The 23,119-nt window shown below is 72.6% G+C and carries 24 protein-coding genes and 5 tRNA genes; 18 read left to right on the plus strand and 11 right to left on the minus strand.

Going from position 1 to position 23,119, the window contains the following annotated elements:
* Positions 1 to 353: 353 nt before the first annotated feature.
* The 5 genes from J2S46_RS26535 to J2S46_RS26555 form a co-directional block, all read right to left on the minus strand.
* Positions 354 to 938, minus strand: coding sequence for a GTP-binding protein (locus J2S46_RS26535; RefSeq protein WP_073926033.1), 585 nt, complete (start codon positions 936 to 938; stop codon positions 354 to 356).
* Positions 919 to 1,341: a DUF742 domain-containing protein gene (locus J2S46_RS26540; protein WP_073926032.1), complete on the minus strand. Its 423-nt coding sequence runs from the start codon at positions 1,339 to 1,341 to the stop codon at positions 919 to 921. Before J2S46_RS26540 ends, J2S46_RS26535 begins: the two co-directional genes overlap by 20 nt.
* 156 nt (positions 1,342 to 1,497) lie before the next feature.
* The gene (locus tag J2S46_RS26545) at positions 1,498 to 1,911 is read right to left on the minus strand and encodes a roadblock/LC7 domain-containing protein (protein ID WP_073926031.1); all 414 of its coding nucleotides are present in this window, start codon (positions 1,909 to 1,911) and stop codon (positions 1,498 to 1,500) included.
* Between the two features lie 10 nt (positions 1,912 to 1,921).
* On the minus strand, positions 1,922 to 2,701 hold the full coding sequence (locus tag J2S46_RS26550; RefSeq protein WP_307351369.1) for a hypothetical protein: 780 nt from the start codon (positions 2,699 to 2,701) through the stop codon (positions 1,922 to 1,924).
* Between the two features lie 40 nt (positions 2,702 to 2,741).
* Positions 2,742 to 5,582, minus strand: coding sequence for a sensor histidine kinase (locus tag J2S46_RS26555; protein WP_307351372.1), 2,841 nt, complete (start codon positions 5,580 to 5,582; stop codon positions 2,742 to 2,744).
* 687 nt (positions 5,583 to 6,269) lie between these two features.
* On the opposite strand from J2S46_RS26555, the gene J2S46_RS26560 reads away from it, so the two are divergent.
* The 8 genes from J2S46_RS26560 to J2S46_RS26595 all read left to right on the plus strand — a co-directional run bounded on the left by J2S46_RS26560 (position 6,270) and on the right by J2S46_RS26595 (position 9,946).
* Entirely contained in the window at positions 6,270 to 6,494 is a 225-nt protein-coding gene (locus J2S46_RS26560; protein WP_073926029.1) for a hypothetical protein, read from the plus strand.
* A gap of 309 nt (positions 6,495 to 6,803) precedes the next feature.
* Positions 6,804 to 7,619: a fumarylacetoacetate hydrolase family protein gene (locus tag J2S46_RS26565; protein ID WP_191292613.1), complete on the plus strand. Its 816-nt coding sequence runs from the start codon at positions 6,804 to 6,806 to the stop codon at positions 7,617 to 7,619.
* Complete coding sequence (gltX, locus tag J2S46_RS26570) at positions 7,612 to 9,123, plus strand: glutamate--tRNA ligase (RefSeq protein WP_191292614.1); 1,512 nt, start codon at positions 7,612 to 7,614, stop codon at positions 9,121 to 9,123. The genes J2S46_RS26565 and gltX overlap by 8 nt, the downstream gene beginning before the upstream one ends.
* Before the next feature lie 249 nt (positions 9,124 to 9,372).
* Positions 9,373 to 9,444 (plus strand) — tRNA-Gln (locus J2S46_RS26575).
* A gap of 27 nt (positions 9,445 to 9,471) precedes the next feature.
* Positions 9,472 to 9,544: transfer RNA gene (locus J2S46_RS26580), tRNA-Glu, on the plus strand.
* A gap of 61 nt (positions 9,545 to 9,605) precedes the next feature.
* A tRNA-Glu gene (locus J2S46_RS26585) sits at positions 9,606 to 9,681 on the plus strand.
* A 70-nt stretch (positions 9,682 to 9,751) separates the two neighbouring features.
* Positions 9,752 to 9,827: transfer RNA gene (locus J2S46_RS26590), tRNA-Glu, on the plus strand.
* 44 nt (positions 9,828 to 9,871) lie between these two features.
* Positions 9,872 to 9,946, plus strand: a tRNA-Gln gene (locus tag J2S46_RS26595).
* Between the two features lie 456 nt (positions 9,947 to 10,402).
* Here the strand turns inward: J2S46_RS26595 and J2S46_RS26600 are convergent.
* Positions 10,403 to 11,116, minus strand: coding sequence for an IclR family transcriptional regulator (locus tag J2S46_RS26600; RefSeq protein WP_030306825.1), 714 nt, complete (start codon positions 11,114 to 11,116; stop codon positions 10,403 to 10,405).
* Between the two features lie 230 nt (positions 11,117 to 11,346).
* Here J2S46_RS26600 and leuC point away from each other — a divergent pair, with 230 nt between their 5' ends.
* The 4 genes from leuC to J2S46_RS26620 all read left to right on the plus strand — a co-directional run bounded on the left by leuC (position 11,347) and on the right by J2S46_RS26620 (position 14,710).
* Positions 11,347 to 12,768, plus strand: coding sequence for a 3-isopropylmalate dehydratase large subunit (leuC, locus tag J2S46_RS26605; protein WP_073926026.1), 1,422 nt, complete (start codon positions 11,347 to 11,349; stop codon positions 12,766 to 12,768).
* Positions 12,769 to 12,773: 5 nt separating this feature from the next.
* Positions 12,774 to 13,370, plus strand: a complete 597-nt coding sequence (gene leuD, locus J2S46_RS26610; protein WP_190213046.1) for a 3-isopropylmalate dehydratase small subunit — start codon at positions 12,774 to 12,776, stop codon at positions 13,368 to 13,370.
* Between the two features lie 271 nt (positions 13,371 to 13,641).
* Positions 13,642 to 13,869: an SCO5555 family protein gene (locus J2S46_RS41100; RefSeq protein WP_073926024.1), complete on the plus strand. Its 228-nt coding sequence runs from the start codon at positions 13,642 to 13,644 to the stop codon at positions 13,867 to 13,869.
* A gap of 133 nt (positions 13,870 to 14,002) precedes the next feature.
* On the plus strand, positions 14,003 to 14,710 hold the full coding sequence (locus tag J2S46_RS26620; RefSeq protein WP_191292615.1) for an HU family DNA-binding protein: 708 nt from the start codon (positions 14,003 to 14,005) through the stop codon (positions 14,708 to 14,710).
* 228 nt (positions 14,711 to 14,938) lie between these two features.
* Here the strand turns inward: J2S46_RS26620 and J2S46_RS26625 are convergent, their stop codons facing one another.
* On the minus strand, positions 14,939 to 15,700 hold the full coding sequence (locus J2S46_RS26625) for a GntR family transcriptional regulator (protein ID WP_191292616.1): 762 nt from the start codon (positions 15,698 to 15,700) through the stop codon (positions 14,939 to 14,941).
* Between the two features lie 137 nt (positions 15,701 to 15,837).
* On the opposite strand from J2S46_RS26625, the gene J2S46_RS26630 reads away from it, so the two are divergent.
* Both J2S46_RS26630 and J2S46_RS26635 read left to right on the plus strand, forming a co-directional pair.
* Positions 15,838 to 16,089 (plus strand): hypothetical protein, encoded by a 252-nt coding sequence (locus J2S46_RS26630; RefSeq protein ID WP_191292617.1) that lies wholly within the window; start codon positions 15,838 to 15,840, stop codon positions 16,087 to 16,089.
* Entirely contained in the window at positions 16,086 to 16,406 is a 321-nt protein-coding gene (locus J2S46_RS26635; protein WP_191292618.1) for a hypothetical protein, read from the plus strand. Before J2S46_RS26630 ends, J2S46_RS26635 begins: the two co-directional genes overlap by 4 nt.
* Positions 16,407 to 16,461: 55 nt before the next feature.
* Here J2S46_RS26635 and J2S46_RS26640 read toward each other — a convergent pair whose 3' ends face one another.
* Both J2S46_RS26640 and cofC read right to left on the minus strand, forming a co-directional pair.
* Positions 16,462 to 16,680: a hypothetical protein gene (locus J2S46_RS26640; protein ID WP_191292619.1), complete on the minus strand. Its 219-nt coding sequence runs from the start codon at positions 16,678 to 16,680 to the stop codon at positions 16,462 to 16,464.
* Between the two features lie 133 nt (positions 16,681 to 16,813).
* Entirely contained in the window at positions 16,814 to 17,500 is a 687-nt protein-coding gene (gene cofC / locus J2S46_RS26645; protein ID WP_191292620.1) for a 2-phospho-L-lactate guanylyltransferase, read from the minus strand.
* A gap of 231 nt (positions 17,501 to 17,731) precedes the next feature.
* Here cofC and J2S46_RS26650 point away from each other — a divergent pair, with 231 nt between their 5' ends.
* From J2S46_RS26650 to J2S46_RS26660, 3 genes are all read left to right on the plus strand, one after another.
* Positions 17,732 to 18,613, plus strand: coding sequence for a lysophospholipid acyltransferase family protein (locus tag J2S46_RS26650; protein ID WP_191292621.1), 882 nt, complete (start codon positions 17,732 to 17,734; stop codon positions 18,611 to 18,613).
* Positions 18,610 to 19,611 carry an NAD(P)H-dependent glycerol-3-phosphate dehydrogenase gene (locus J2S46_RS26655; RefSeq protein WP_191292622.1) on the plus strand — a complete coding sequence of 334 codons (1,002 nt, stop codon included), beginning with the start codon at positions 18,610 to 18,612 and terminating at the stop codon, positions 19,609 to 19,611. The genes J2S46_RS26650 and J2S46_RS26655 overlap by 4 nt, the downstream gene beginning before the upstream one ends.
* A 108-nt stretch (positions 19,612 to 19,719) precedes the next feature.
* Positions 19,720 to 20,871 (plus strand): D-alanine--D-alanine ligase family protein, encoded by a 1,152-nt coding sequence (locus J2S46_RS26660; RefSeq protein WP_191292623.1) that lies wholly within the window; start codon positions 19,720 to 19,722, stop codon positions 20,869 to 20,871.
* A 64-nt stretch (positions 20,872 to 20,935) separates the two neighbouring features.
* On the opposite strand, the gene J2S46_RS26665 is transcribed toward J2S46_RS26660, so the two are convergent.
* Positions 20,936 to 21,490 (minus strand): DUF3515 domain-containing protein, encoded by a 555-nt coding sequence (locus J2S46_RS26665; protein WP_191292624.1) that lies wholly within the window; start codon positions 21,488 to 21,490, stop codon positions 20,936 to 20,938.
* 49 nt (positions 21,491 to 21,539) lie between these two features.
* Positions 21,540 to 21,773, minus strand: coding sequence for an Lrp/AsnC family transcriptional regulator (locus J2S46_RS26670; RefSeq protein ID WP_073926015.1), 234 nt, complete (start codon positions 21,771 to 21,773; stop codon positions 21,540 to 21,542).
* A 244-nt stretch (positions 21,774 to 22,017) separates the two neighbouring features.
* On the opposite strand from J2S46_RS26670, the gene J2S46_RS26675 reads away from it, so the two are divergent.
* Positions 22,018 to 22,983, plus strand: coding sequence for a thiamine-phosphate kinase (locus J2S46_RS26675; protein WP_073926014.1), 966 nt, complete (start codon positions 22,018 to 22,020; stop codon positions 22,981 to 22,983).
* Positions 22,984 to 23,119: the final 136 nt, after the last annotated feature.

Below are 23,119 nucleotides of genomic sequence, written 5' to 3' on the forward strand. Positions count from 1 at the left end.
ACCTCTCGGCCGACTGGCGGCCATGGATCAATTCACCGCTACCCCTGGCAGCGGCCCGGGGGCTGGGCGGAACTGCCGTAACAGTCTTCGGGGTAGCTGGAATTTCAGCACGTGTAGGGATTCGGGACAAACAGCTGTTGGTGACGGTTCGGCGCCGCTGGAATCGGACATTTGATGACAGCCTCGGACGAAACGGAGCGATGCTGGCGCTGAGTGCCGCTGCCCGGCTACTGCAGGTCACTGTCGATCACCAAATGCCTACCGAACTGTTATCCATCGCTCATGTCCGGATGCCGAAATGCCCGCCCGCTGCCTCCGGGGCAGGTGGGCGGGCATCCGGGACGTCGTCCGGCTCAGCGGAGCCGGGCGAGGAGGGCGTGTTCGACGAGGGTGATGAGGGCGCTTTTGGCGCTGTCGCGTCGGCGGGCGTCGAGGGCGATGACGGGGGTGTCGGGGCCGAGTTGGAGTGCTTCGCGGACTTCGTCGGGGGTGTGGGGCTGGTGTCCTTCGAAGCCGTTGAGTGCGACGACGAAGGGCAGGCCGCTGTTCTCGAAGTAGTCGAGTGCGGGGAAGCAGTCGGCGAGGCGGCGGGTGTCGACGAGGACGACGGCGCCGATGGCGCCGCGGACGAGGTCGTCCCACATGAACCAGAAGCGGTCCTGGCCGGGGGTGCCGAAGAGGTAGAGGATGAGGTCTTCGTCGAGGGTGATTCGGCCGAAGTCCATGGCGACGGTGGTGGTCGTCTTGCCCGCGGTGTGGGTGAGGTCGTCGATGCCGGCGCTGGCGCTGGTCATGACGGCTTCGGTGCGCAGGGGGTTGATCTCGGAGACGGCGCCGACGAGGGTGGTCTTGCCGACGCCGAAGCCGCCGGCGACGACGATCTTCGCGGAGGTGGTGGCGCGGGTCGCGGCGGCCGCGTTAGAGCTTGCGAAGTCCACTGAGGACCCTTTCGAGCAGCGTGACGTCGGGCGTTCCGCCCGACTCGCCCGCGGCGGCGGGCTGGTGGATGGCGACAAGACCGGCCTCGGCGAGGTCGGCCACGAGGATACGGGCCACCCCCAGCGGCACGCCGGCAAGTGCGGAGATCTCCGCGACGGACTTGACCTCGCGGCACAGGCCGACGATCCGGGCGTGCTCGGGGAGCAGCCCTCCGGTGCGCTCGGCGGACGGCGTGGTCGAGATCAGCGCCTCGATCGCCAGCTGGTACCGGGGCCGGGTGCGGCCGCCGGTCATCGCGTACGGACGGACCAGTGGCTGCTGCTCGTAGCCGTCGGACTGGCCACCGTAGCCGCTGCCGTACCCGGAGCCGTACGAGCCGGCGGGTGTCGGGGGCGGGGTCATCTGGGTCCTCCTTGCGCTGCAGCCGTCCGCAGCCGGTTCCAGCTGGGACGATGCTCAGCTGAGGCGGTGCCAGGGGCCCGGGGGCCGCTGACTGAGGGTGGGGACGCCGGGCCCGGTCGGGCCGGGCCCGGCGTGGAGGTGGATGGTGACTTCTGCTCAGTGCAGGAGACTGCCCTGGAGTTCGGCGCGCAGTGCGGGGGTCAGGACGGTGCCGGCGCGGTCGACGAGGAGTGCCATCTCGTATCCGACGAGGCCGATGTCGGAGTCGGGGGAGGCGAGGACGGCGAGGGAGGACCCGTCGCTGACGGCCATCAGGAAGAGGAAGCCCCGTTCCATCTCGACGACGGTCTGGTTGACCTCGCCGCCCTCGAAGATGCGGGAGGCGCCGGAGGTGAGGGAGGTGAGGCCGGATGCGACGGCGGCGAGCTGGTCGGCGCGGTCACGGGGGAAGCCTTCGGACATGGCGAGCAGAAGCCCGTCGGCGGAGACCACCACTGTGTGGGACACCCCGGGGGTGTTGTCCACGAAATTGGTGATCAGCCAGTTCAGGTTCTGTGCGGCCTGGCTCATCTGACTCAACTCAACGCTCCTGATGATCTGCGCCGTTGCCGAAGCTCACGTTGCGGCCGGCCTCGTTGCCGTCCCCGCGGGACCCGAAACTATCGAATCCCGCCTGCTGAGCACCATGGCCGGGACCCGCGGGATTGCCCTGGCCACCGGTCTGCTCGGCCCCGGCGCGCCGGCCCTGCTGGATGCCGCGCCGCAGGTTGGTGAGCCGGCCGCGCACCTCCTCGGGAGCGCGGGAGACCTGCGGACCGGTCAGCGGGGCCTGCTCGGCGGTACCGGAGACCAGGTTGGCCTGCGGGGTCCGCCGGGGGAGGCCGGAGAGCGTGATGCCGTTGGTGGACGGCTCACGGACCTGCTCGGCCCGGCGCCAGCGCTCGTCGTTGGCCGACGGGCGCCACGGCGCGTCGCCCTGGCCGGGCTGCTGACCCTGCTGCTGCTGGGCCTGCTGCTGGGTGGCCTGCTGACCCTGGGGGGCCTGCTGCTGCCGGGGCTGGTGCTGGCCCTGCTGGGGCTGGGCCTGGTAGGGCGACTGGCTCGGTCCGGGCGGGCCGTCGAAGCCGGGCGCGCTGGTACCCGGACGCTGCGGCTGGTACTGCCGGGCCCTGGTCTGCTGGTCGCCGGCGGGGCGCCCGTCCTCGCGGAACCAGCGGGAGTCGGCCTGCTCCTGACCCTGGCCGACGGCGCCGGCGGGCGCGGTCGGCAGGGCCATCGGCTCCGGCCGGAACTGCTGCTGGGCCTGCTGGGGGGCGGCCTGCTCCTGGCGGACGGGCTCCGGACGGGCCGGGTTCGGCACGGCCGGCAGCACCGGCTCGACCAGCCCGAGGCCGAGCGGGTCACGCGGGTCTATCTCGCTGGCCTCGAACCGCGGGCGGGCGAACTGCGCCGTCGTCTCCTCGGGCGCGGGCTCGGCCTGCGCGTGCGGCGCGGGGGCCTGCTGGCCCTGGGCGCCCTGCGGCAGCGGGCGCTGCGGCAGGCCCTGGCCGGGCCGGCGGCCCGCCTCGGGGCCCTGCGGGCCGCCCTGCTGCGGCAGGCGACGGGCCGGGGGCCCGTCCTGCCGGGCGTCCGGGCGACCGCCGCGGGTGGGCTGGTCGGCCCAGCCGTGCTGCGGCTGCTCGGCCTGGCGGGGGCCGTTCGGGTCCGGGAGCTCGGCGCCGGGGCGCGGACGCTCCTGGGCCGGGCGCCGGGCGCCGGGCTGCTGGCCCTGGCCCTGCTCGGGCTGCTGGCCGCGGCGGGGCAGCGGCGCACCGGGACGGCCGCCGGGGCCGCCCTGCTGCGGACCGCCCTGGGGGTTGCCCTGCTGCTGGAGCCCCTGCTGCTGGTTCCCCTGCTGGGCAGCGCGGCCGGGGCCGCCCTGCTGCTGGGGGCCGGTCGGCGGGTTCTCGCGCAGCGACTGGCCGGCCTGGCGGGTCGGCAGGCCGCCGGGGGCACCGCCGGGACGGCCGCCGGGGCCGCCCTGGCCGAGCTGCGGACGGCTGCCGGGGGCGCCGCCCGGGGGCGCCGCCGGCCGGCCCCTGCGGGAGCGCGGCGGCCGGGCCCTGGCCGGGCATCTGGCGCTGGCGGGGGGTCGGTCCGACGCCGCGCGGCTGCTTGCTGGGGCCGCCGGGGCGGCCGGCGCCGCGGCGGTCGGCGGAGTTGGTGACGTCCACCGGGAGCATGACGAGCGCGGTGGTGCCGCCCGAGTCGCTGGGACGGAGCTGGATCCGGATGCCGTGTCGCAGGGACAGGCGGCCGACCACGAACAGACCCATCCGGCGGGAGACGGAGACGTCCACCACCGGGGGGTTGGCGAGGCGCTCGTTGATGTCCGCGAGGTCGTCGGGGCTGAGGCCGATGCCGGTGTCGTGGATCTCGATCAGCACCCGGCCGTCGGGCAGGGCGTGACCGGTGACCCGGACCCGGGTCTGCGGGCTGGAGAACGAGGTGGCGTTCTCCAGCAGCTCGGCGAGCAGGTGGACGAGGTCGTTGACGACCCGGCCGGCGACCTCGGCCGACGGCACGGAGGCGAGTTCGATGCGCTCGTACTGCTCGACCTCGGAGGCGGCGGCGCGGAGCACGTCGACCAGCGGGACGGGCCTGGTCCAGCGGCGGCCCGGGTCCTCGCCCGCGAGGACGAGGAGGTTTTCGCCGTTGCGGCGCATACGGGTCGCGAGGTGGTCCAGCTTGAAGAGGCTGGCGAGCTGGTCCGGGTCCGCCTCGCGGCTCTCCAGCTCGGAGATGAGCGACAGCTGGCGCTGGATGAGGCCCTGGCTGCGGCGCGAGAGGTTGGTGAACATCGCGTTGATGTTGCCTCGCAGGAGGGCCTGCTCGGCCGCGAGGCGGACGGCCTCGCTGTGCACCATGTCGAACGCGTGGGCCACGTGCCCGATCTCGTCCGTGGAGTCGACGCCGACGGGTTCGACGGTGACGTCGACGTCGTGCGGGTCGCTCTCGGAGAGGGTCTTGACCAGCTCGGGCAGGCGCCGCTCGGCGACGTCCTCGGCCGCGGTCTGCAGCCGGGTCAGCGAGCGCACCATGGCGCGGGCGATGAGCGCGGCGCCGGCGATGGCGACGAGCAGCACGAGGGCGACCAGGGCACCGGTGATCAGGGCCTCGGTGTCGGCGGTGGACTGCAGGGCCTGGGCCTTGCCGTCCAGCTCCTCGATCAGCCGGCTCTCGATCCGGCGCTCCTGCGTGATCTTCGCGCTGGACTGGTCGTACCAGTCCTTGTAGCTGCGGCTCTCGGTCTGCTTGATGCCGCTCTGCTGGAGGATCGAGCGCGAGTACCGGTCCGCGTCGGCGATCAGCGAGTTGTAGCTGAGCTGCTCGCGCAGGCTGTCCAGCTCGTGGCTGGTGTAGATGCTGTTGAAGTTGCCGATGGCGTTGTCGTACGCGCCGCGCAGCCGGATGCCGAAGGACTCGTCGCTCAGACTGAGGTCGGGGCCCTTCTTGTTGGCGAGCGCGGCGCTGATCAGCGCCCGCTGCTGCGAGGTGACGTCCTTGGCCAGCGAGAACTGCTGCAGGGCACGGGTGGCGCGGACCAGGTCGCTGTTGTTGGACGCGAGCGCGATGTCCTGGGTGATGGACAGCAGGTCCTTGATGATCACGTCGTAGGACGTGATGGTCGCCTGGATGTTCTGGTCGTTCAGGTAGGCGTCGCGACGTGCGTCGGAGACCGAGTTGAGGTCCTTGCGGACCTGCAGCAGCAGGGCCTTTCCACCGGACAGTTCGAGGTTCTCGAACTTGTCGGCGGAGGCGGTGAAGGTGCGGCTGAGGTCGTCGGTGTTCTTCTGCGAGGCCTCGACCTCGTCGTCCGCCTCCTGGCCGCCGCGGGTCCGCGGGCCGGCGCTGATGTCGCGCTCGGTCTGCAGGGCGTCGGCGAGGTTGGTCGCCTTCTTGGCCAGGTCGCTCAGGTTGGCCATCTGCGCGAGTTGCTGCGAAGCCTCCATCGAGGTCTGGATGCGCAGGCCACCGAGGACCAGCGCGACCATGACGGGGAGCGCGAGCAGGGCGATCAGGCGGGTCCGGATGCGCCAGTTGCGCATGGCGAGCCGGCTCAGACCGGTGGCCCGGCGCCTGGTCAGGGTGCTGCGGAGCTTCGCCCGCTTGGACTTCTGGTCGTCGTTCTCGATGGTGTCTGCGTTGCCCGGTTCGGCCTGGTTCCCGGCTGCCCGGTCACCCGGGCCGCCCTTGGGCACTGCCTGGTGGGGGGCTGCTGCGGGCTCTCGCGACTCGGGGTCGCCCGCGGCGCCGCTACCCCTCTTGAAACGTCCCTGCACTGGCGTCGCAACCTCTGGACCGGGCGTCCCGCCGCGTTGCCGCGGCCGGGACGGTGTCGAGTTTCCATCCGCACCCCGGCCGGTCCGGGAGAGCGGGTCTACCGGGGTGGACGGGTCCTTTCCCACGGTCCGTGGCATTCCAGCACAGCGGGGAGAGTCCAACAAGGGGCGCTGTGGAGCATCTCCGGGTACTACCCAGTGCGCGCGCCATTTCACAGACTGTGCGGTAACTGGACCGGAATACCGCCTTTTTCGGACACTCGCCCGATACATGTCAACCTGACCACTGATCAAAAAGAGTCGCAAGGCTTCCGCTTCGCTCCGAAATGGGCGGAATGTCGGAATATCCTGTTGCGGCGATTTGCCCGCTATGGCGGAATAAATCTTCAATTTGTGAGCAAAATCACAGCCCAATGTGTAGCTTTGGTCACGGCGGCTGTGGAAAGAGATCCTTAATCTGGCTCAGTCGGACGCGGGGCCGGTCGGCCTGGCCGAAATCCCGCCCGGCACCGCCTGCCCCGAAGAGTGCTGCCCCGAACAGTGCTCGTCCGAAACGTGCGGCCGCCGCCTCCTGGCCGGCCCCTCCCGAACCCAAGGTGTGACGCGATGTCCCAGCCGGCCAACAACGCCAACCAGTCCCCGCTCGTCAGCCGTTCGACGGCGAACCCGCGCCGGACGACGCTGGCCTCGGTCGCGGACTTCGCCCAGCTGCCCGGCGCCCGCCGGCCCGAGGACGTCGTCACGTACTCCACCGACCTCCCGACCAGCACCGCCAACCCGCGCCGCACGATCCTCCAGGTCGCCCCGGCCGTCGCCGTGCCCCAGGCCTGAGCTTCGCCCCGGCCCCGGCGTCCGGCCCGCGCGCCGGGCCCCGGTCGCCCCTTTCCCGGAGGGCGCCGCGTCCCGCTCCACCGCGGCCGCGGCGCCCTCCGGCGCGTGCGGCCCCCTTCCGTGCGGGTCCGGCGCCGGTCCGGACGGGCCCGGGCGGCGGCGCCCCGGCGGGAGCTAAGGGGCAAAGCGGGCAGCCGAGGGCTCACGCGATAGCCTGGGAGGCGATTGAGCGGGGCCGCGTCAGGCCGAGCGGCCCGCCAGCGCCCGGGCGCGCCCCGGGTGTCCGACGAAGCGAGGGGTAGCCCAGCCGTGCGCATTGCCAGGTTTTCCGTCCGAGAAGGCCGTGCCGTGGAGGGTGGACCCGCTGCCGGCAGCGTCTCCTTCGGTGTGGTCGAGGGTGATGCCTCCCAGCCGGACTCCCTGGTCCTGCACGCCATGGCCGGCCACCCCTTCGGCCAGCCGCAGCTGACCGGCGAGAGCTACCGGATGCAGGACGTGCGTCTGCTCACCCCGATGCTCCCCAACAAGATCGTCGCGGTCGGCCGCAACTACGCGGCGCACGCCGCCGAGCTGGGCAACGCCGTCCCCGACGTCCCGCTGACGTTCTTCAAGCCCTCCACCGCGGTGATCGGCCCGACCGAGTCCATCGCGTACCCGCCGTTCTCCTCGGACGTCCAGCACGAGGCCGAACTCGCGGTGGTCATCGGGCGGATGTGCCGCGAGGTGCCGCTGGAGCGGGTCCCCGAGGTGATCTTCGGCTACACCTGCGCCAACGACGTGACCGCCCGCGACGTGCAGCAGCGCGAGGGCCAGTGGGCCCGCGCCAAGGGCTTCGACACCTCCTGCCCGCTCGGGCCGTGGATCGAGACCGAGCTGGACCCGGCGGACCTCGCGATCACCTGCACCGTCAACGGCGACCTGCGGCAGACCGGCCGGACCTCACTGATGGTCCGCTCGATCGCCGAACTGGTCGTCCACATCTCCGAGGCGATGACCCTGCTCCCGGGCGACGTCATCCTCACCGGCACCCCCGCGGGGGTCGGCCCCATCAACGTCGGCGACGAGGTCGCCGTCTCCATCGAAGGCATCGGCACTCTCACCAATAAGGTGATCAAGCGTGGCTAACGCATCCGCAGACCTGGACCCGACGGTCCGGGTCCGCTTCTGTCCGTCCCCGACCGGCAACCCGCACGTCGGCCTGGTCCGCACCGCCCTCTTCAACTGGGCCTTCGCCCGCCACCACGGCGGCACGCTGGTCTTCCGGATCGAGGACACCGACGCGGCCCGCGACTCCGAGGACTCCTACAACCAGCTGCTCGACGCCATGCGCTGGCTCGGGTTCGACTGGGACGAGGGCCCGGAGGTCGGCGGCCCGCACGAGCCGTACCGGCAGTCCCAGCGGATGGACATCTACGCGGACGTCGCCCGCCGCCTGCGCGAGGCCGGCCACGCGTACGAGTGCTACTGCAACACCGAGGAGCTGGACGCCCGCCGCGAGGCCGCCCGCGCCGCCGGCAAGCCCTCCGGCTACGACGGCCACTGCCGGAACCTGACGGACGACCAGGTGGCGGTCTACAAGCTGGAGGGCCGGCAGCCGATCCTGCGCTTCCGGATGCCCGACGGCACCATCACCTTCGACGACCTGGTCCGCGGCACGCTCAGCTTCGAGCCCGAGAACGTCCCGGACTACGGCATCGTCCGTGCCAACGGCGCGCCGCTCTACACCCTGGTCAACCCGGTGGACGACGCCCTGATGGGCATCACCCACGTGCTCCGCGGCGAGGACCTGCTGTCCTCCACCCCGCGCCAGATCGCGCTGTACGCGGCGCTCGCCGAGATCGGTGTCGGCAGCGGCGCCACCCCGCGCTTCGGCCACCTGCCGTACGTGATGGGCGAGGGCAACAAGAAGCTCTCCAAGCGCGACCCGCAGGCCTCGCTCAACCTCTACCGCGAGCGCGGCTTCCTGCCCGAGGGTCTGCTCAACTACCTGGCCCTGCTGGGCTGGTCGCTCTCCGCCGAGGACGACCACTTCTCGACGGACGAGCTGGTGGCCGCCTTCGACATCGCGAAGGTGAACGCCAACCCGGCCCGCTTCGACCTGAAGAAGTGCGAGGCGATCAACGCCCGGCACCTGCGCGAGCTGGCCCCGGACGAGTTCGTCCGCCGGCTGGTCCCGTACCTGCAGGCGCCCGGCCTGCTGCCGGCCGAGCCGAGCGCCGAGCAGCTCGACCTGCTGGCGAAGGTGGCTCCGCTCACCCAGGAGCGGATGGTCGTCCTCAGCGAGATCGTCAACATGGCGGGCTTCCTCTTCGTCGCCCCGGCCGACTTCGCGCTGGATCCGGAGGACGCCGCCAAGGTCCTGACCCAGGACGCCCGCCCGGTGCTGGAGGCCAGCATCAAGGCGCTGGAGGCGCTCGGGGACTTCACCCCCGAGCCGATCCAGGCGGCCCTGCGCGAGGCCCTGGTGGACGGGCTGGGCATCAAGCCCAAGTTCGCCTTCACGCCGCTGCGGGTGGCCGTCACCGGCCGCCGGGTCTCGCCGCCGCTCTTCGAGTCGATGGAGTTGCTCGGCCGTGCCGAGACGCTGCGCCGGCTGGCGGCGGCCCTGGACGCCGTCCCGGCCGCCTGAGCACCTCTCGGTCCGCCTCCCGTGGGCGGGTGCCCGGCCGGCCGGCCGGGCACCCGCCCACGGGGCGTTCCCGCAGCTGGCGGGGGTCGGCGGGTACCCCCTCGCGGTTATCGATTTTGGAGCCGCGCCCGGCATCGGGTAATGTTCTTTCTGCGCCGCCCGGGAGGGAACGGCGAGGGACCAGAAACCTCGTCAGCACCGAACCTCAGGCGCAACACCGAGCAAGGCCCCGCAGGGGTTGAACTCAGGTGGGGTATGGTGTAATTGGCAGCACGAGTGATTCTGGTTCATTTAGTCTAGGTTCGAGTCCTGGTACCCCAGCGCAGTACGAGCACCACAGCAGTACAAGCCCCCGTTGTGTAGCGGCCTAGCACGCTGCCCTCTCACGGCAGTAGCGCCGGTTCGAATCCGGTCGGGGGTACTGGTCCCGCAAGGGGTCGAGCAGGAACCAGAGCAGTACCCAGTAGTATCGAGCAGTACAAGCCCCCGTTGTGTAGCGGCCTAGCACGCTGCCCTCTCACGGCAGTAGCGCCGGTTCGAATCCGGTCGGGGGTACCAGATCCTTACCACTGTCACCATCCGGATGATGAGAAACCCCGGAGGCGGCGAAGTCGGGATCACTAAGTTTGCCCCCGTTGTGTAGCGGCCTAGCACGCTGCCCTCTCACGGCAGTAGCGCCGGTTCGAATCCGGTCGGGGGTACCAGAGCAGGAAGGCCGATGGGCTCGCCCATCGGCTGAATGCTTTGTTGGGGTATGGTGTAATTGGCAGCACGAGTGATTCTGGTTCATTTAGTCTAGGTTCGAGTCCTGGTACCCCAGCCAGTTGTTCAGCAGGTCGCAGGCCCCGGTCACCGGGGCCTTTTTCGTATGTCCGGCAATTCCCGCGGCGGGGTATTCCGGCGGTTGTTCGGCGCCGGCCCGCGCAGGCCCCGGCGGCCGCCCGTCCGCCGTCCGGCGGCACCGCTCCCGACCTGGCCGGACGGACCCTGCGGGCTTCCGCCGGGAGCCCGGCGCGGGGCGCCGCCGACATCGGTGGGCGGGGGCCCGTCCGGTCCTCGAACCGGTCCGCGCCCGACCGGCCGGGCCCGAACAGGTCGGGGAACCCGGCCCGCGCGGCGGACGGGCGGTGCCGAGAACCCGGAAATCCCCTGGCGCGGAAACCGCCGGGACGGAATCGGGGCCGGTACAGGAAACGGGTCCGCCCCCGGGAATTCCCGGGGGCGGACCCGTTTCCTGTCGTGGCCGGCCGCGGTCGCCCCGCCCCGCCGCGGCGCGTGCTCAGCTGCGCCGCAGGGCCTCGGTGAGCCGGTTGGCGGCCTCGATGATGGCCTGGGCGTGCAGGCGGCCCGGGTGCCGGGTGAGGCGCTCGATGGGGCCGGAGACCGAGACGGCGGCCACCACGCGGTTGGAGGGGCCGCGGACGGGCGCGGAGACGGACGCCACGCCCGGCTCGCGCTCGCCGATCGACTGGGCCCAGCCGCGGCGCCGGACCCCGCTCAGCGCGGTGGCGGTGAACCGGGCGCCCTGCAGACCGCGGTGCAGGCGCTCGGGCTCCTCCCAGGCCAGCAGGACCTGGGCGGCCGAACCGGCCTTCATCGGCAGGGTGCTGCCGACCGGGACGGTGTCCCGCAGACCGGAGAGCCGCTCGGCGGCGGCTACGCAGATCCGCATCTCGCCCTGCCGGCGGTAGAGCTGTGCGCTCTCGCCGGTGACGTCGCGCAGATGGGTCAGGACCGGGCCCGCGGTGGCGAGCAGCCGGTCCTCGCCCGCCGCGGCGGAGAGTTCGGAGAGTCGGGGGCCGAGGATGAACCGGCCCTGCATGTCCCTGGTGACCAGGCGGTGGTGTTCGAGTGCGACGGCGAGTCGGTGGGCGGTGGGCCGCGCCAAACCGGTGGCGGCGACCAGCCCCGCCAACGTGGCGGGGCCCGACTCCAGTGCGCTCAGCACCAGAGCGGCCTTGTCGAGAACGCCGACGCCGCTAGAGTTGTCCATGCCCTGATACTGCAGTCTCATTCCGCGAGACGCAAGTTCAATCTTCCAGGAAAAGCGCCACTCTTGAGGAAGCAGCCCGGAGGAAACCCCCGCCGGCGCCGACAACAGCGGCGCGCAGGGGGAGAAGAACCGGCGTGCAGGTTGCCCGGCGCGAGCCTCACCAGGGCGGCAATGGCAGTGACCTCGACCACACGAGAAGGCCGGCAGAGCGGCCGGCTGGAGGGAACCCGATGGGACGGACACTCGCAGAGAAGGTCTGGGACGACCACGTCGTCCGGCGCGCCGAGGGCGAGCCCGACCTGCTCTTCATCGATCTGCACCTGCTGCACGAGGTGACCAGCCCGCAGGCCTTCGACGGCCTCCGGCTGGCCGGCCGCAAGGTCCGCCGGACCGATCTCACGATCGCGACCGAGGACCACAACACCCCCACGCTCGACATCGACAAGCCCATCGCGGACCCGGTCTCCAAGGTGCAGCTGGAGACGCTGCGTCGCAACGCGGCCGAGTTCGGTGTCCGGATCCACTCCCTGGGCGACGTCGAGCAGGGCGTGGTCCACGTGGTGGGCCCCCAGCTGGGACTGACCCAGCCCGGTACCACCGTCGTCTGCGGCGACTCCCACACCTCCACCCACGGCGCCTTCGGCGCGCTGGCGTTCGGCATCGGCACCAGCCAGGTCGAGCACGTGCTGGCCACCCAGACGCTGCCGCTGGCCCCGTTCAAGACCATGGCGATCACCGTCGAGGGCGAGCTGCCCGAGGGCGTCACCGCCAAGGACCTGATCCTGGCCATCATCACCAGGATCGGCACCGGCGGCGGCCAGGGCTACGTCCTGGAGTACCGCGGCTCCGCCATCCGCAGCCTCTCCATGGAGGCCCGGATGACCATCTGCAACATGTCCATCGAGGCGGGCGCGCGGGCCGGCATGATCGCCCCCGACCAGACCACCTTCGACTACCTGGAGGGGCGTCCGCACGCTCCCAAGGGCGAGGACTGGGACGACGCGGTCGCGTACTGGAAGACGCTCGGCACCGACGAGGACGCGGTCTTCGACCACGAGATCTTCATCGACGCCACCGAGCTGACCCCGTTCGTCACCTGGGGCACCAACCCGGGCCAGGGCGCCCCGCTCGGCGCCAACGTGCCGGACCCGGCCTCGTTCGCCGACCCGCAGGAGCGGGTCGCGGCCGAGAACGCGCTCAAGTACATGGGCCTGGAGGCCGGTACGCCGCTGCGCGAGGTCAAGGTCGACGCCGTGTTCGTCGGCTCCTGCACCAACGGCCGGATCGAGGACCTGCGCGCCGCCGCCGCCATCCTGGACGGCAACCGGATCGCCGACGGCGTGCGGATGCTGGTCGTGCCCGGCTCCGTCCGGGTGGCCCTGCAGGCCATCGAGGAGGGTCTGGACAAGGTCTTCACCGCCGCCGGCGCCGAATGGCGGCACGCGGGCTGCTCGATGTGCCTCGGCATGAACCCGGACCAGCTGGCCCCGGGCGAGCGCTGCGCCTCCACCTCCAACCGCAACTTCGAGGGCCGGCAGGGCAAGGGCGGACGCACCCACCTGGTCTCGCCGCAGGTCGCCGCCGCCACCGCACTGCTGGGCCGGCTGGCCGCACCCGCCGACCTCACGTCCGACATCACCGTGGAGGCCTGAGCCGCATGGAGAAGTTCACCACCCACACCGGCCGGGCCGTTCCGCTGCGCCGCAGCAACGTCGACACCGACCAGATCATCCCGGCCCACTGGCTGAAGAAGGTCACCCGCACCGGGTTCGAGGACGGCCTCTTCGAAGCCTGGCGCAAGGACGAGTCGTTCATCCTCAACCAGCCCGAGCGCGACGGCGCCACGGTGCTGGTGGCCGGCCCCGAGTTCGGCACCGGCTCCTCGCGCGAGCACGCCGTCTGGGCGCTGCAGAACTACGGTTTCCACGCCGTCATCTCCTCGCGCTTCGCCGACATCTTCCGCGGCAACTCGCTGAAGAACGGCCTGCTCACGGTGCTGCTGCCGCAGGAGACCGTGGAGCGCCTGTGGGCCCTCACCGAGGCCGACCCGACCGCCGAGATCACGGTGGACCTGGAGGCCCGCGAGGTGCGCGCCGAGGGCGTCACGGCGGCATTCGAGCTGGACGACAATGTCCGCTGGCGGCTGCTGAACGGCCTCGACGACATCAGCATCACCCTGCAGAACGAGGGTGACATCGCGGCCTTCGAGACCACCCGTCCGGCCTTCAAACCGCGTACCCTGCCGGTCCTCTGAGACCGCGCTTTCGGTGTCCTTCCGCGATGGCCCGTCCCCCCTCGGGGGGGCGGGCCATCGCGGCGTCGGGGGGCCGACTTAGGGCCTGACGTGGGCTCCCGATAAACCCGCGCGCAGCACAACTCCGCGCAGATGGCACAATCAGTACATGCACCGGCACCATGAACCTCCGTACGCGGGGCGCGAACCCGCGTCGTCGGAGACCACGGGCCGGGGAGCCGAACGCCGAATTGACGATCGGCCGGACGACGACGGCACCTCGCCGGACGAGGTGCCGGACGACCCGGAAGTCGCAGCGCTCTTCGCGCTTGTGGCCGAGCGGTTGAAGCAAGCTCACGCCCGCGTGCATGCGCTGAACGTGTCTGCCGATGCAAAGACCGCTCTCACCCGTCAACTGCTGATCGTCACCGAGGCCGCCAAGCGCGATCTTCCGGAGGCGGCACGGCGGTTGAGTCGCTTTGTCCAAGACCTCGACGAGGGGCCCCCGCCCGTCCGCTGAGGTCGCAGACGCGCAAATCCATTGCGACACTAGGGTGATTCGCGCGTTTGGTAATTGAAAGTCCGCAGATACATACCTAACGTGCGAATTGAACGGATGGAATCATCCGGCGCCCGTTTCTGAAGGGGAAGACGTGAACAAGGCTCAGCTTGTCGAAGCGGTGGCCGAGCAGCTGGGCGGTCGCAAGGCTGCCGCAGAGGCCGTCGACGCAGTGCTCGACACCATGGTGCGTGCCGTTGTCGCGGGTGACCGGGTCTCGGTCACCGGCTTCGGCACCTTCGAGAAGGTGGAGCGCTCGGCGCGCTTCGCCCGCAACCCGCAGACCGGCGAGAAGGTCAAGGTCAAGAAGACCTCGGTGCCTCGCTTCCGCCCCGGCCAGGGCTTCAAGGACCTGGTGAGCGGCAGCAAGAAGCTGCCGAAGGAGGGCCCGTCGGTCAAGAAGGCCCCCAAGGGTTCGCTCACCCCGGGCAAGTCCGGTACGACCGCCGCCGTCAAGCGTGCCGCCACCAAGCGCGCCGCGACCGCCGCCGCCGCCGCCCCGGCCGCGACCAAGAAGACGGCCGCGAAGAAGACGGCCACCACCGCCGCCGCGAAGAAGACCACGGCCACCACCGCCAAGAAGGCGGCCGCGGTCAAGAAGACCACCACCACCGCCGCCGCGAAGAAGACCACGGCCACCACCGCCAAGAAGGCCGCCGCCGTCAAGAAGACCGCGGCCACCCCCGCCCCCGTGGCCAAGAAGACCACGACGGCCAAGAAGGCCACCACGGTCAAGAAGACCGCCCCGGCCAAGAAGACCACCACGCGCAAGACCACCGCGCGCAAGACCACCGCGAAGTAGTCCTTTCGCACGGTCCCCGGGCGACGACCCCGTACGGGGTCGTGAGCCGTGGCGGCCCGCCCACTCGGAACTCCGGGTGGGGGGCCGCCACGGCTCTTTTGCGTGCGGCGCGCTTTCCCGGCCCGTTCCGGACGCCCTCGCCGGCGGCGGTTCCCGGGGTGGTGGACCGGCCCGTGACCCGCGATCCGGGCCCGGCGCCGGCGGGCCGGACCCGGAGCGCCCAGGCGGTCAGCGGCGTTCGACCGGGAACTCGTACGCGATTTCCCACAGGGCGTCGGGAATGACGATGTCGGCGGTTTCCACCGCGCGGCCGTCCAGGTCGAAATAGGTCCGCTCGACCAGGGTGACCAGGTCGCCGGCCGAGATGCCCAGCAGGTGGGCCTGTTCGGTGGTGGCCCGGCCGGGGCGGGGGAGTTCGACCGCGAAATCGACCACCACGCCGATCGAGGCCATCCGCTCCACCACGCCCCGGCCCGCCAGCGGCCCGAACTCGGGCATCAGCACCGGCGTCCCGTCGGTGACGGCCATCGGCTCCCAGCTCTCCGCGAGCTGTGCGGGCCGCCCGTCGGCGAGGAATTCGTAGCAGGTCCGCACGGTGAGGTCACCCGGGGCGATGTTCAGCCGCCGGGCGACGTGTTCGGGCGCCGGCGTGCGGACATGACTGTTCGACTCCCAGCTGCCCGTTCGGCCCTGCTCGCGCAGCCGGGTCCGGAAGGGTGAATCGGCGTGCCGGTCGCTCAGCCGGGCGCGGACCATCCGGGAGCGCTCGGTGGGGGTTCTGACGTAGGTGCCGGATCCCGCCCGCCCTTCCAGCAGGCCTTCGGCGATCAGCCGTTCCTGGGCCCGCTGCAGGACGTTGGCGCCCACTCCGTAGGCCAGCGCGAGCTGCGCGCGGGAGGGCAGGCGCTCGCCGGGCGGCCATTCGCCCTCGGCGATGCGACGGCGCAGGTCGTCCGAGATCTGCAGGTACGGGGGCACCTCTGAGGGCATCTGGCTCTCCCGGCGGCAGGCTCCACCGCTGCCGGTTGCGGCAGGGCGGGTATTTCAGCGTTGACAATCTAATGCATCAGGTGGAATCTAATGCTTTAGATTCACAGTCTGTGACTGTCTGCTCTCGGGGAGAGTCGGTGCGTGCCCACACCAAGGCGTTTGACCTGGCGGTTCGTCTCGCAGTGGCGGCGGGCACCCGGGCCCGCGTCCGGTGCCGGCGGGAGGGCGGCTTCCTGGTGGAGGCGGCGGTACCCGGAGACCTGGGGGACGAGGCGCACCGCGCGGTGCTGGCCGTACTGGCCGGCGCCGACCGCTACGGGCACCGGTACACCGACACGGCCCAGGCCGTCTGGGCCGAACTCGACGACGAACGGGAGCAGCCGCAGTGAAGAGCGACGGGACCGGCCGGGCCGGTGGCGCGGTGACGGTGGAGATCGAGGACATCGCCGAGCCGGCGACCTTCAGCAGGTTGCCGGACGCGGTGGCGGCGCTCTGGGAGGCGCTGCGGGTGCTGCCGCTGGGCTGGACGCAGTACGAGGCGTACCGGCACTTCCTCGGCCCCGGCGCGGTCCGGCGGGTGGAGGAATCCATCGAGCGGGACGGGGAGTTGAGTCTGAGCTTCCGGCTGGCCGGGCGGCTGCACCTGGTCCGGATCGCCCCGGCGCACCGGGCCGGGCCCGCGGGGGGCCGTGAGCGGTCGACGTGACGGGAGGCCGGCGGCCGGGCGGGCGTTGCGGCGCGCGGGCGGGGCCCCGACCGGGTCAGAGCCCTGGGTCGGGAAAGGTCTGCAGGGTCACGAAGACCACCCGGCGGGCCTGCCCGTCGCCCTCGGTGCGGATCCGCACCCGCTGGCCGGGCCGCAGCAGCCGCAGGCCGCCGGCGTCGAACGCGGCGGTGTCGAACGGCACCGGGGTGCCGTCGTCGAGCAGCACGGAGCCCGCCCGGGTGTCGGGGTCGAAGGTGAACGCGGTGGCCTGCATGCGAGCAGCATATCGAGCGCGGAGCCGCGGGCGGTGGGGTGCGCGGAGCCGCGGGCGGTGGGGTGCGCGGAGCCGCGGGCGGTGGGGTGCGCGGAGCCGTAGGAGCTGGGGTGCGGCCGGCCGGCGCGACGGGTCAGACCAGGGCCGCCGCGGCCGCCGCGGTGTACGGGCCCACCCCGAGGGCGAGGGCCTGGACGAGGTCCTCGCCGGTGTCCACGTCGCGGCGCACCGACGGCACGTCGGGCAGCGTGATCTCGTGCGCCCCGCCGGCCGCGTGCCGGGCTCGGGAGCCCTCGCCGAAGGCCGGGGCGAGCCGCACGCCGGGGGCGCACGCCAGCAGGGTGGTGCCGAGGCCGGGGGAGTCGGCGAGGAAGGCCCGGCCGCCCGGCCCGCCGGTGGGCACGGCGCCCAGCACCCGGGCGAGTTCGGCCGGGCGCAGGGCGGGCAGGTCGGCGGAGAGGGCGGCCAGCGGAGCGTGGGGCACGATCCGGCGCGCGTACGCGGCGCCGTGCGTCAGCGCGGCGTTGAGCCCGCCGCCGGGCTCGTCCGCGACCACCACCGCCCCGAGCGCGGCGAGGCGCTCCCCGGCCAGCGGATCGCCGGTCACCACCAGCACCCGGGACACGCCCGGACAGGCCAGCGCCGCGGTCACGGTGTCCAGGGCGAACGACAGGGCCAGGTCGGCGCGGTGCGGCCCGGCGAAGGGGGCGAGCCGGCTCTTGGCGAGCCCGAGCGGCTTGAGCGGGAGCACCAGCGACCACCCGTCGGTGGGTGCGGGGGGCGGGAGGGTGCCGTCGGGGCGTACCGTGTCCTGGGTCATCGGCGCCATTGTGGCGCCGGTCCCGGAACCCCCGCCAGGCCGCCTCGTCCGGGCTGACGTGCGATTGGTCACGTGAGCCGGTCCGGCCCGGAGAGGTTGCTCGACAGCCGGTGAGCGGTCGGGCGAGACTGTTCCGCGCTCGGCCCCGAGCGCCGGACCCCCGGCCGGGGACACCGGGAGGCGACTGACCTGCGGCACCCCACGTGTCGCACCGGATGAGGAGGACCTGGGGTGGCCCGCCGCTCGTACGCCGCTTTCGGCAACGCCGACTACGGCATCTGGTACCGCTTCGCGGCCGTGCTGGTGAAACCGGTGACGACCGCCCTGGTGAAGCCGGACTGGCGGGGTTGGGAGCACCTCCCGAAGGAGGGCGGCTTCCTCGCCGCGGTCAACCACAACTCGATCATCGACCCGGTCGTCTACGCGCACTGGCAGTACAACAGCGGGCGGCCGCCCCGGATACTGGGCAAGTCCACGCTGTTCTCGGTGCCGTTCATCGGGTTCATGCTGCGCAAGACCGGCCAGATCCCGGTGTTCCGGGACTCCACCGACGCCGCGCAGGCGTTCCGGGCGGCCATCGACGCCGTCAACAACGGCCAGTGCGTGCAGTTCTACCCGGAGGGCACCCTCACCCGGGACCCGGACCTCTGGCCGATGACCGGCAAGAGCGGGGTCGCCCGGGTGGCGCTGATGACCGGGGCGCCGGTCGTCCCGGTGGCGCACTGGGGCGCCCACGAGATCATCCCGCCGTACGGCCGGGGCACCGCGGGGCGGGGGAAGTTCAACCTCTTCCCCCGGCACACCGTGGTGGTGGCGGCCGGCCCGCCGGTGGACCTCAGCCGCTACCAGGGGCTCGAACTGACCCCCCAGGTGCTGCGCGACGCCACCGAGGACATCATGGCCGCGATCACCGAGGTGCTGGCCGGCATCCGCGGCGAGCAGCCGCCCGCCGAGCGCTACGACATGCGCACCGCCGCGCGGGCCCGCGCGGTCAAGGCCACCGCCGAGCGCCACCGGGCCGCCGACGGCCGGCCCCAGGCCCCGGCGGGCACCGCGTCCGCGGGCACCGGCCCGGGTACCGACGACAGCACCACCGAGGAGAACAGCAAGTGACCCGTTGCGCGGTGTTCGGTACCGGATCGTGGGGCACCGCCTTCGCGATGATCCTCGCCGACGCGGGCTGCGAGGTGTCCCTGTGGGGCCGCCGGCAGGAGCTGGTCGACGCGGTCAACACGACGCACGAGAACCCGGACTACCTTCCGGGTGTCCGGCTGTCCGACGCGATCACGGCGACCACCGACCCGGCCGTCGCGCTGGCCGGCGCGGAGTTCGCCGTGCTCGCGGTGCCCTCCCAGACGCTGCGGCAGAACCTGGGCGCCTGGGCGCCGCTGCTGGAGCCCGGCACGGTGCTGGTCAGCCTGATGAAGGGCATCGAACTCGGCACCGCGAAGCGGATGAGCGAGGTCATCGCCGAGGTCGCGGGGGTGGGCCCGGAGCGGGTGGCGGTCGTCAGCGGCCCCAACCTGGCCCGTGAGATCGCCAACCGGCAGCCCGCCGCAACGGTGGTGGCGTGCAGCGACGAGGTGGTCGCCAAGCGGCTCCAGACGGCCTGCCACACGCCGTACTTCCGCCCGTACACCAACACCGACGTGGTCGGCTGCGAGCTGGGTGGCGCGGTCAAGAACGTGATCGGCCTGGCGGTCGGCATGGCGGACGGGATGGGCCTGGGCGACAACACCAAGGCGACCCTGATCACCCGCGGCCTGGCCGAGACCACCCGGCTGGGGGCGGCGCTCGGCGCCGACCCGTACACCTTCGCCGGGCTCGCCGGGATGGGCGACCTGGTCGCGACCTGTTCCTCGCCGCTCTCGCGCAACCACACCTTCGGCACCAACCTGGGGCGCGGCATGACGCTGGCCCAGGCGGTGGCGGCGACCAGCCAGACCGCCGAGGGCGTCAAGTCCTGCGAGTCCGTCCTGGACCTGGCCCGGCGCACCGGGGTCGACATGCCGATCGTCGAGGCGGTGGTGGACGTGGTGCACAACGGACGCCCCACCCAGGAGGTGCTGGCGGCGCTGATGGCCCGCTCGGCGAAGCCGGAGCGCCGGTAGCGCGGAAGGGGCCGCCGCCCGGCGCGGGCGGCCCCCCGGCGGGGGCGGAGGACACGGCCCGGCGGGTAACACGGGCGCAAAGAGTCGCACGGTAGTCTCATGGCCGATATGAGCATCGAACAGACCCCCCCGAACCAGTCCGCCGCCGCCACGAAGCCGCGGGTGGCGATCGTCTTCGGCGGGCGAAGCTCCGAGCACGCCATCTCGGTCTCCACCGCGGGCAGTGTGCTCAGGGCCATCGACCGCGACAAGTACGAGGTGCTGCCGATCGGCATCACCCACGACGGCCGCTGGGCCCTGGTGAGTGACGACCCCGCCCGGATGGCCATCACCGACGGCAAGCTGCCGGACGTCGCCCAGGTGGCCGAGTCCGGCGAGGGCCAGGTGGCCCTGCCGATCGGCCCGGGCAGCCGCGAGGTGGTCTGGAACGAGCCGGGCGCCGTTCCCAAGGCCCTCGGCGAGGTCGACGTCGTCCTGCCGCTGCTGCACGGCCCCTGGGGCGAGGACGGCACCCTGCAGGGCCTGCTGGAGCTCTCCGGCGTGCCGTACGTCGGCAACGGCGTGCTGGCCAGCGCGGTCGGCATGGACAAGGAGTTCACCAAGCGGATCCTGGCCTCGCACGGCATCGGCGTGGGCACCTACACGGTGATCCGCCCGCGCGAGTGGGAGACCGAGGCCGGCCGCGCCGCCGCGCGCGAGCGGGTCGGGGCGCTGGGCCTGCCGCTGTTCGTCAAGCCCTGCCGGGCCGGCTCCAGCATGGGCATCACCAAGGTCAAGGACCTCGCCGACCTCGACGCCGCGATCGACGAGGCCCGCCGGCACGACCCCAAGGTGATCGTCGAGGCCGGTGTCTCGGGCCGCGAGATCGAGTGCGCCGTGCTGGAGTTCGAGGACGGGCCGCGAGCCAGCGTGCCGGCCGAGATCGTGGTCGGCGGCGGCTACGAGTTCTACGACTTCGAGGCCAAGTACATCGACTCCTCCGAGGTGCAGATCCCGGCCCGGCTGAGCGAGGCCGAGACCGCCGAGATCCGCCGCCAGGCGGTCGCCGCCTTCGAGGCGCTCGGCTGCGAGGGCCTGGCCCGGGTCGACTTCTTCCTGCTGGAGGACGGCAGCTGGATGGTCAACGAGATCAACACCATGCCCGGCTTCACCCCCATCTCGGCCTACCCGAAGATGTGGGAGGCCTCCGGCCTGCCCTACCCCGAACTGGTCGACCGGCTGCTGCGGGCGGCGCTGCGCCGCTCCACCGGCCTGCGCTAGCGCCGGGCGGCACCCGCCGCGGCCGTCCGGTCCGGGCCCCGCACCGGGGCCCGGCCCGGCGGCGTCACGGGGTGGGCGAGGTGCTCGCGGCTCCCGGCAGCGGCTCGTTCCAGACCGGCACGCTGGCCTTCACGGCGTCGGAGAGGGCGGGCAGCGGGTCCGCGTAGTTGGGGTAGGCCCCGGCGGGGACGCTCACCTCGACGTTGGCCTCGCGCAGGGTGGTGGTGAACCGGTAGCCGCCCTCGCCGTCGGGCTCGTCGAACCACTGGACGCCGTTCACCTCGGGAGCGCTCTTCAGCGCCTGCGGGCCGTTCAGCGCGTCCGGGCGGGGCACCCCGCAGCGCAGCACCGTCCGTGGCGAGCTGCTCCAGATCACCACGTACGGCGAGTCGGAGTGCTCACGGCCGTGGCCGGTCAGCTGCTGCGGCAGGGCGCGCGCGAGCGCCTCGCAGTACGGCACTTCCTTCGCCCTGGGCGTGGGCGTGACGGGGGCCGGCGGCGTTCCCCAGTTGCCGACCAGCAGGATCACGCAACCGAGCAGCGCCACCGGTGCGGCCAGCCACCGGACGGGGGCCGGGAGGGCCTGGAGGGCGTGGGTCGCGCGGGCGGCTCGGGTCACCCGACGATGGTAGTGCGGCCCGCGGGCGGGCCGCCGGAGGGGGCGCGGCCTACAGGTGGACCACCGGACAGGTCAGCGTCCGGGTGATCCCCTCGACCTGCTGGACCTGGGCGACGACCATCCGCCCCAGGTCGTCGACGGTTTCCGCCTCGGCCCGGACGATCACGTCGTACGGGCCGGTGACGTCCTCGGCCTGCAGGACGCCCGGGATCTTGGCGATGGACTCGGCCACCGAGGTGGCCTTGCCCACCTCGGTCTGGACCAGGATGTACGCGTGTACCACGGGGACCTCCAGGGCGGCTGGGTACGGAGATCGCCGCCGTGATCGCCCGTGGAGCGTGGTGGGGGGTGGGTTCACCGGCAGTCTGATCACCACGCTACCGCGCTGCGGGCCGGGGAGGGGAGACCTCTGCACCGCCCGAGGGCGTACGCTGCGCGCTGGGGGCGCGCCCCGGCCGCAGGCCGCGGAGGGGGCGTACGGCCGGACGGATGCCGGCGTGATCCAGGACGACGTGAGAGGACGGCACATGCAGGGGACCGTGGGCGAGCTCGGCGAGTTCGGACTCATCAAGGAGCTGACCGCCAGGCTGCAGCCCACCCCGGCGGTCGACCTCGGTCCGGGCGACGACGCCGCCGTGGTCCGGGCGCCCGACGGGCGGGTGGTGGCCACCACCGACGTGCTGGTCGAGGGGCGGCACTTCCGCCGGGACTGGTCCACCGCGTACGACGTGGGCCGCAAGTCGGCCGCGCAGAACCTCGCCGACATCGCCGCGATGGGCGCCGTGCCGACCGCGATACTGCTGGGCCTGGTCGCGCCCGCGGACCTCCCCACCACCTGGGCCACCGAGCTGATGGACGGGCTGCGGGACGAGTGCCAGGTGGCCGGGGCGGCGGTGGTCGGCGGCGACGTGGTGCGCGGTGACACCATCACCCTGGCGATCACGGCGCTCGGGGATCTCCAGGGGCGCGCGCCCGTGGTCCGCTCCGGCGCACAGGCCGGGGACGTGGTCGCGGTGACCGGGTGGCTCGGCTGGTCCGCGGCCGGACTGACCGTCCTTCAGCGCGGGTTCCGCTCCCCGCGGGCCTTCGTCGAGGCCCACCGCCGGCCCGAGCCGCCGTACCACGCCGGCCCGGCCGCGGCCGAGTTGGGCGCCACCGCCATGATCGACGTCAGCGACGGCCTGGTCGCCGACCTCGGCCACGTCGCGAAGGCCAGCGGGGTCGACATCGACCTGCGGGCGGCGGACTTCGACATCCCGGCCCAGATGGCGGACATCGGCCAGGCGGTCGGTGTGGACCCGCTGGTCTGGGTGCTCTCCGGCGGGGAGGACCACGCGATCGTGGCGACCTTCCCCGCCGCCGCCCAACTGCCCGCCCGCTGGCGGGTGATCGGCGAGGTGGTCCGGGTGGCCGGGCCCTCGCGCGGCGGCCGGGTCACGGTGGACGGCGCCCCCTGGGACCGGGTCGGCGGCTGGGACCACTTCGCCGAGTGAGCCGAGCGGGCCGGGGCTGACCGGCCGGGCGAACCGCCTGGCGGTCCGACGAGTGAGCCGCGCCCGCCGGGGAAGGCACCCGGGGCAGGGCGGAGCGCGTAGGCTGGCCGTCAAATGTCGGGCCCTGCCCACTTTG

The sequence above is a fragment of the Kitasatospora herbaricolor genome (assembly GCF_030813695.1).
Classification (GTDB): domain Bacteria; phylum Actinomycetota; class Actinomycetes; order Streptomycetales; family Streptomycetaceae; genus Kitasatospora; species Kitasatospora herbaricolor.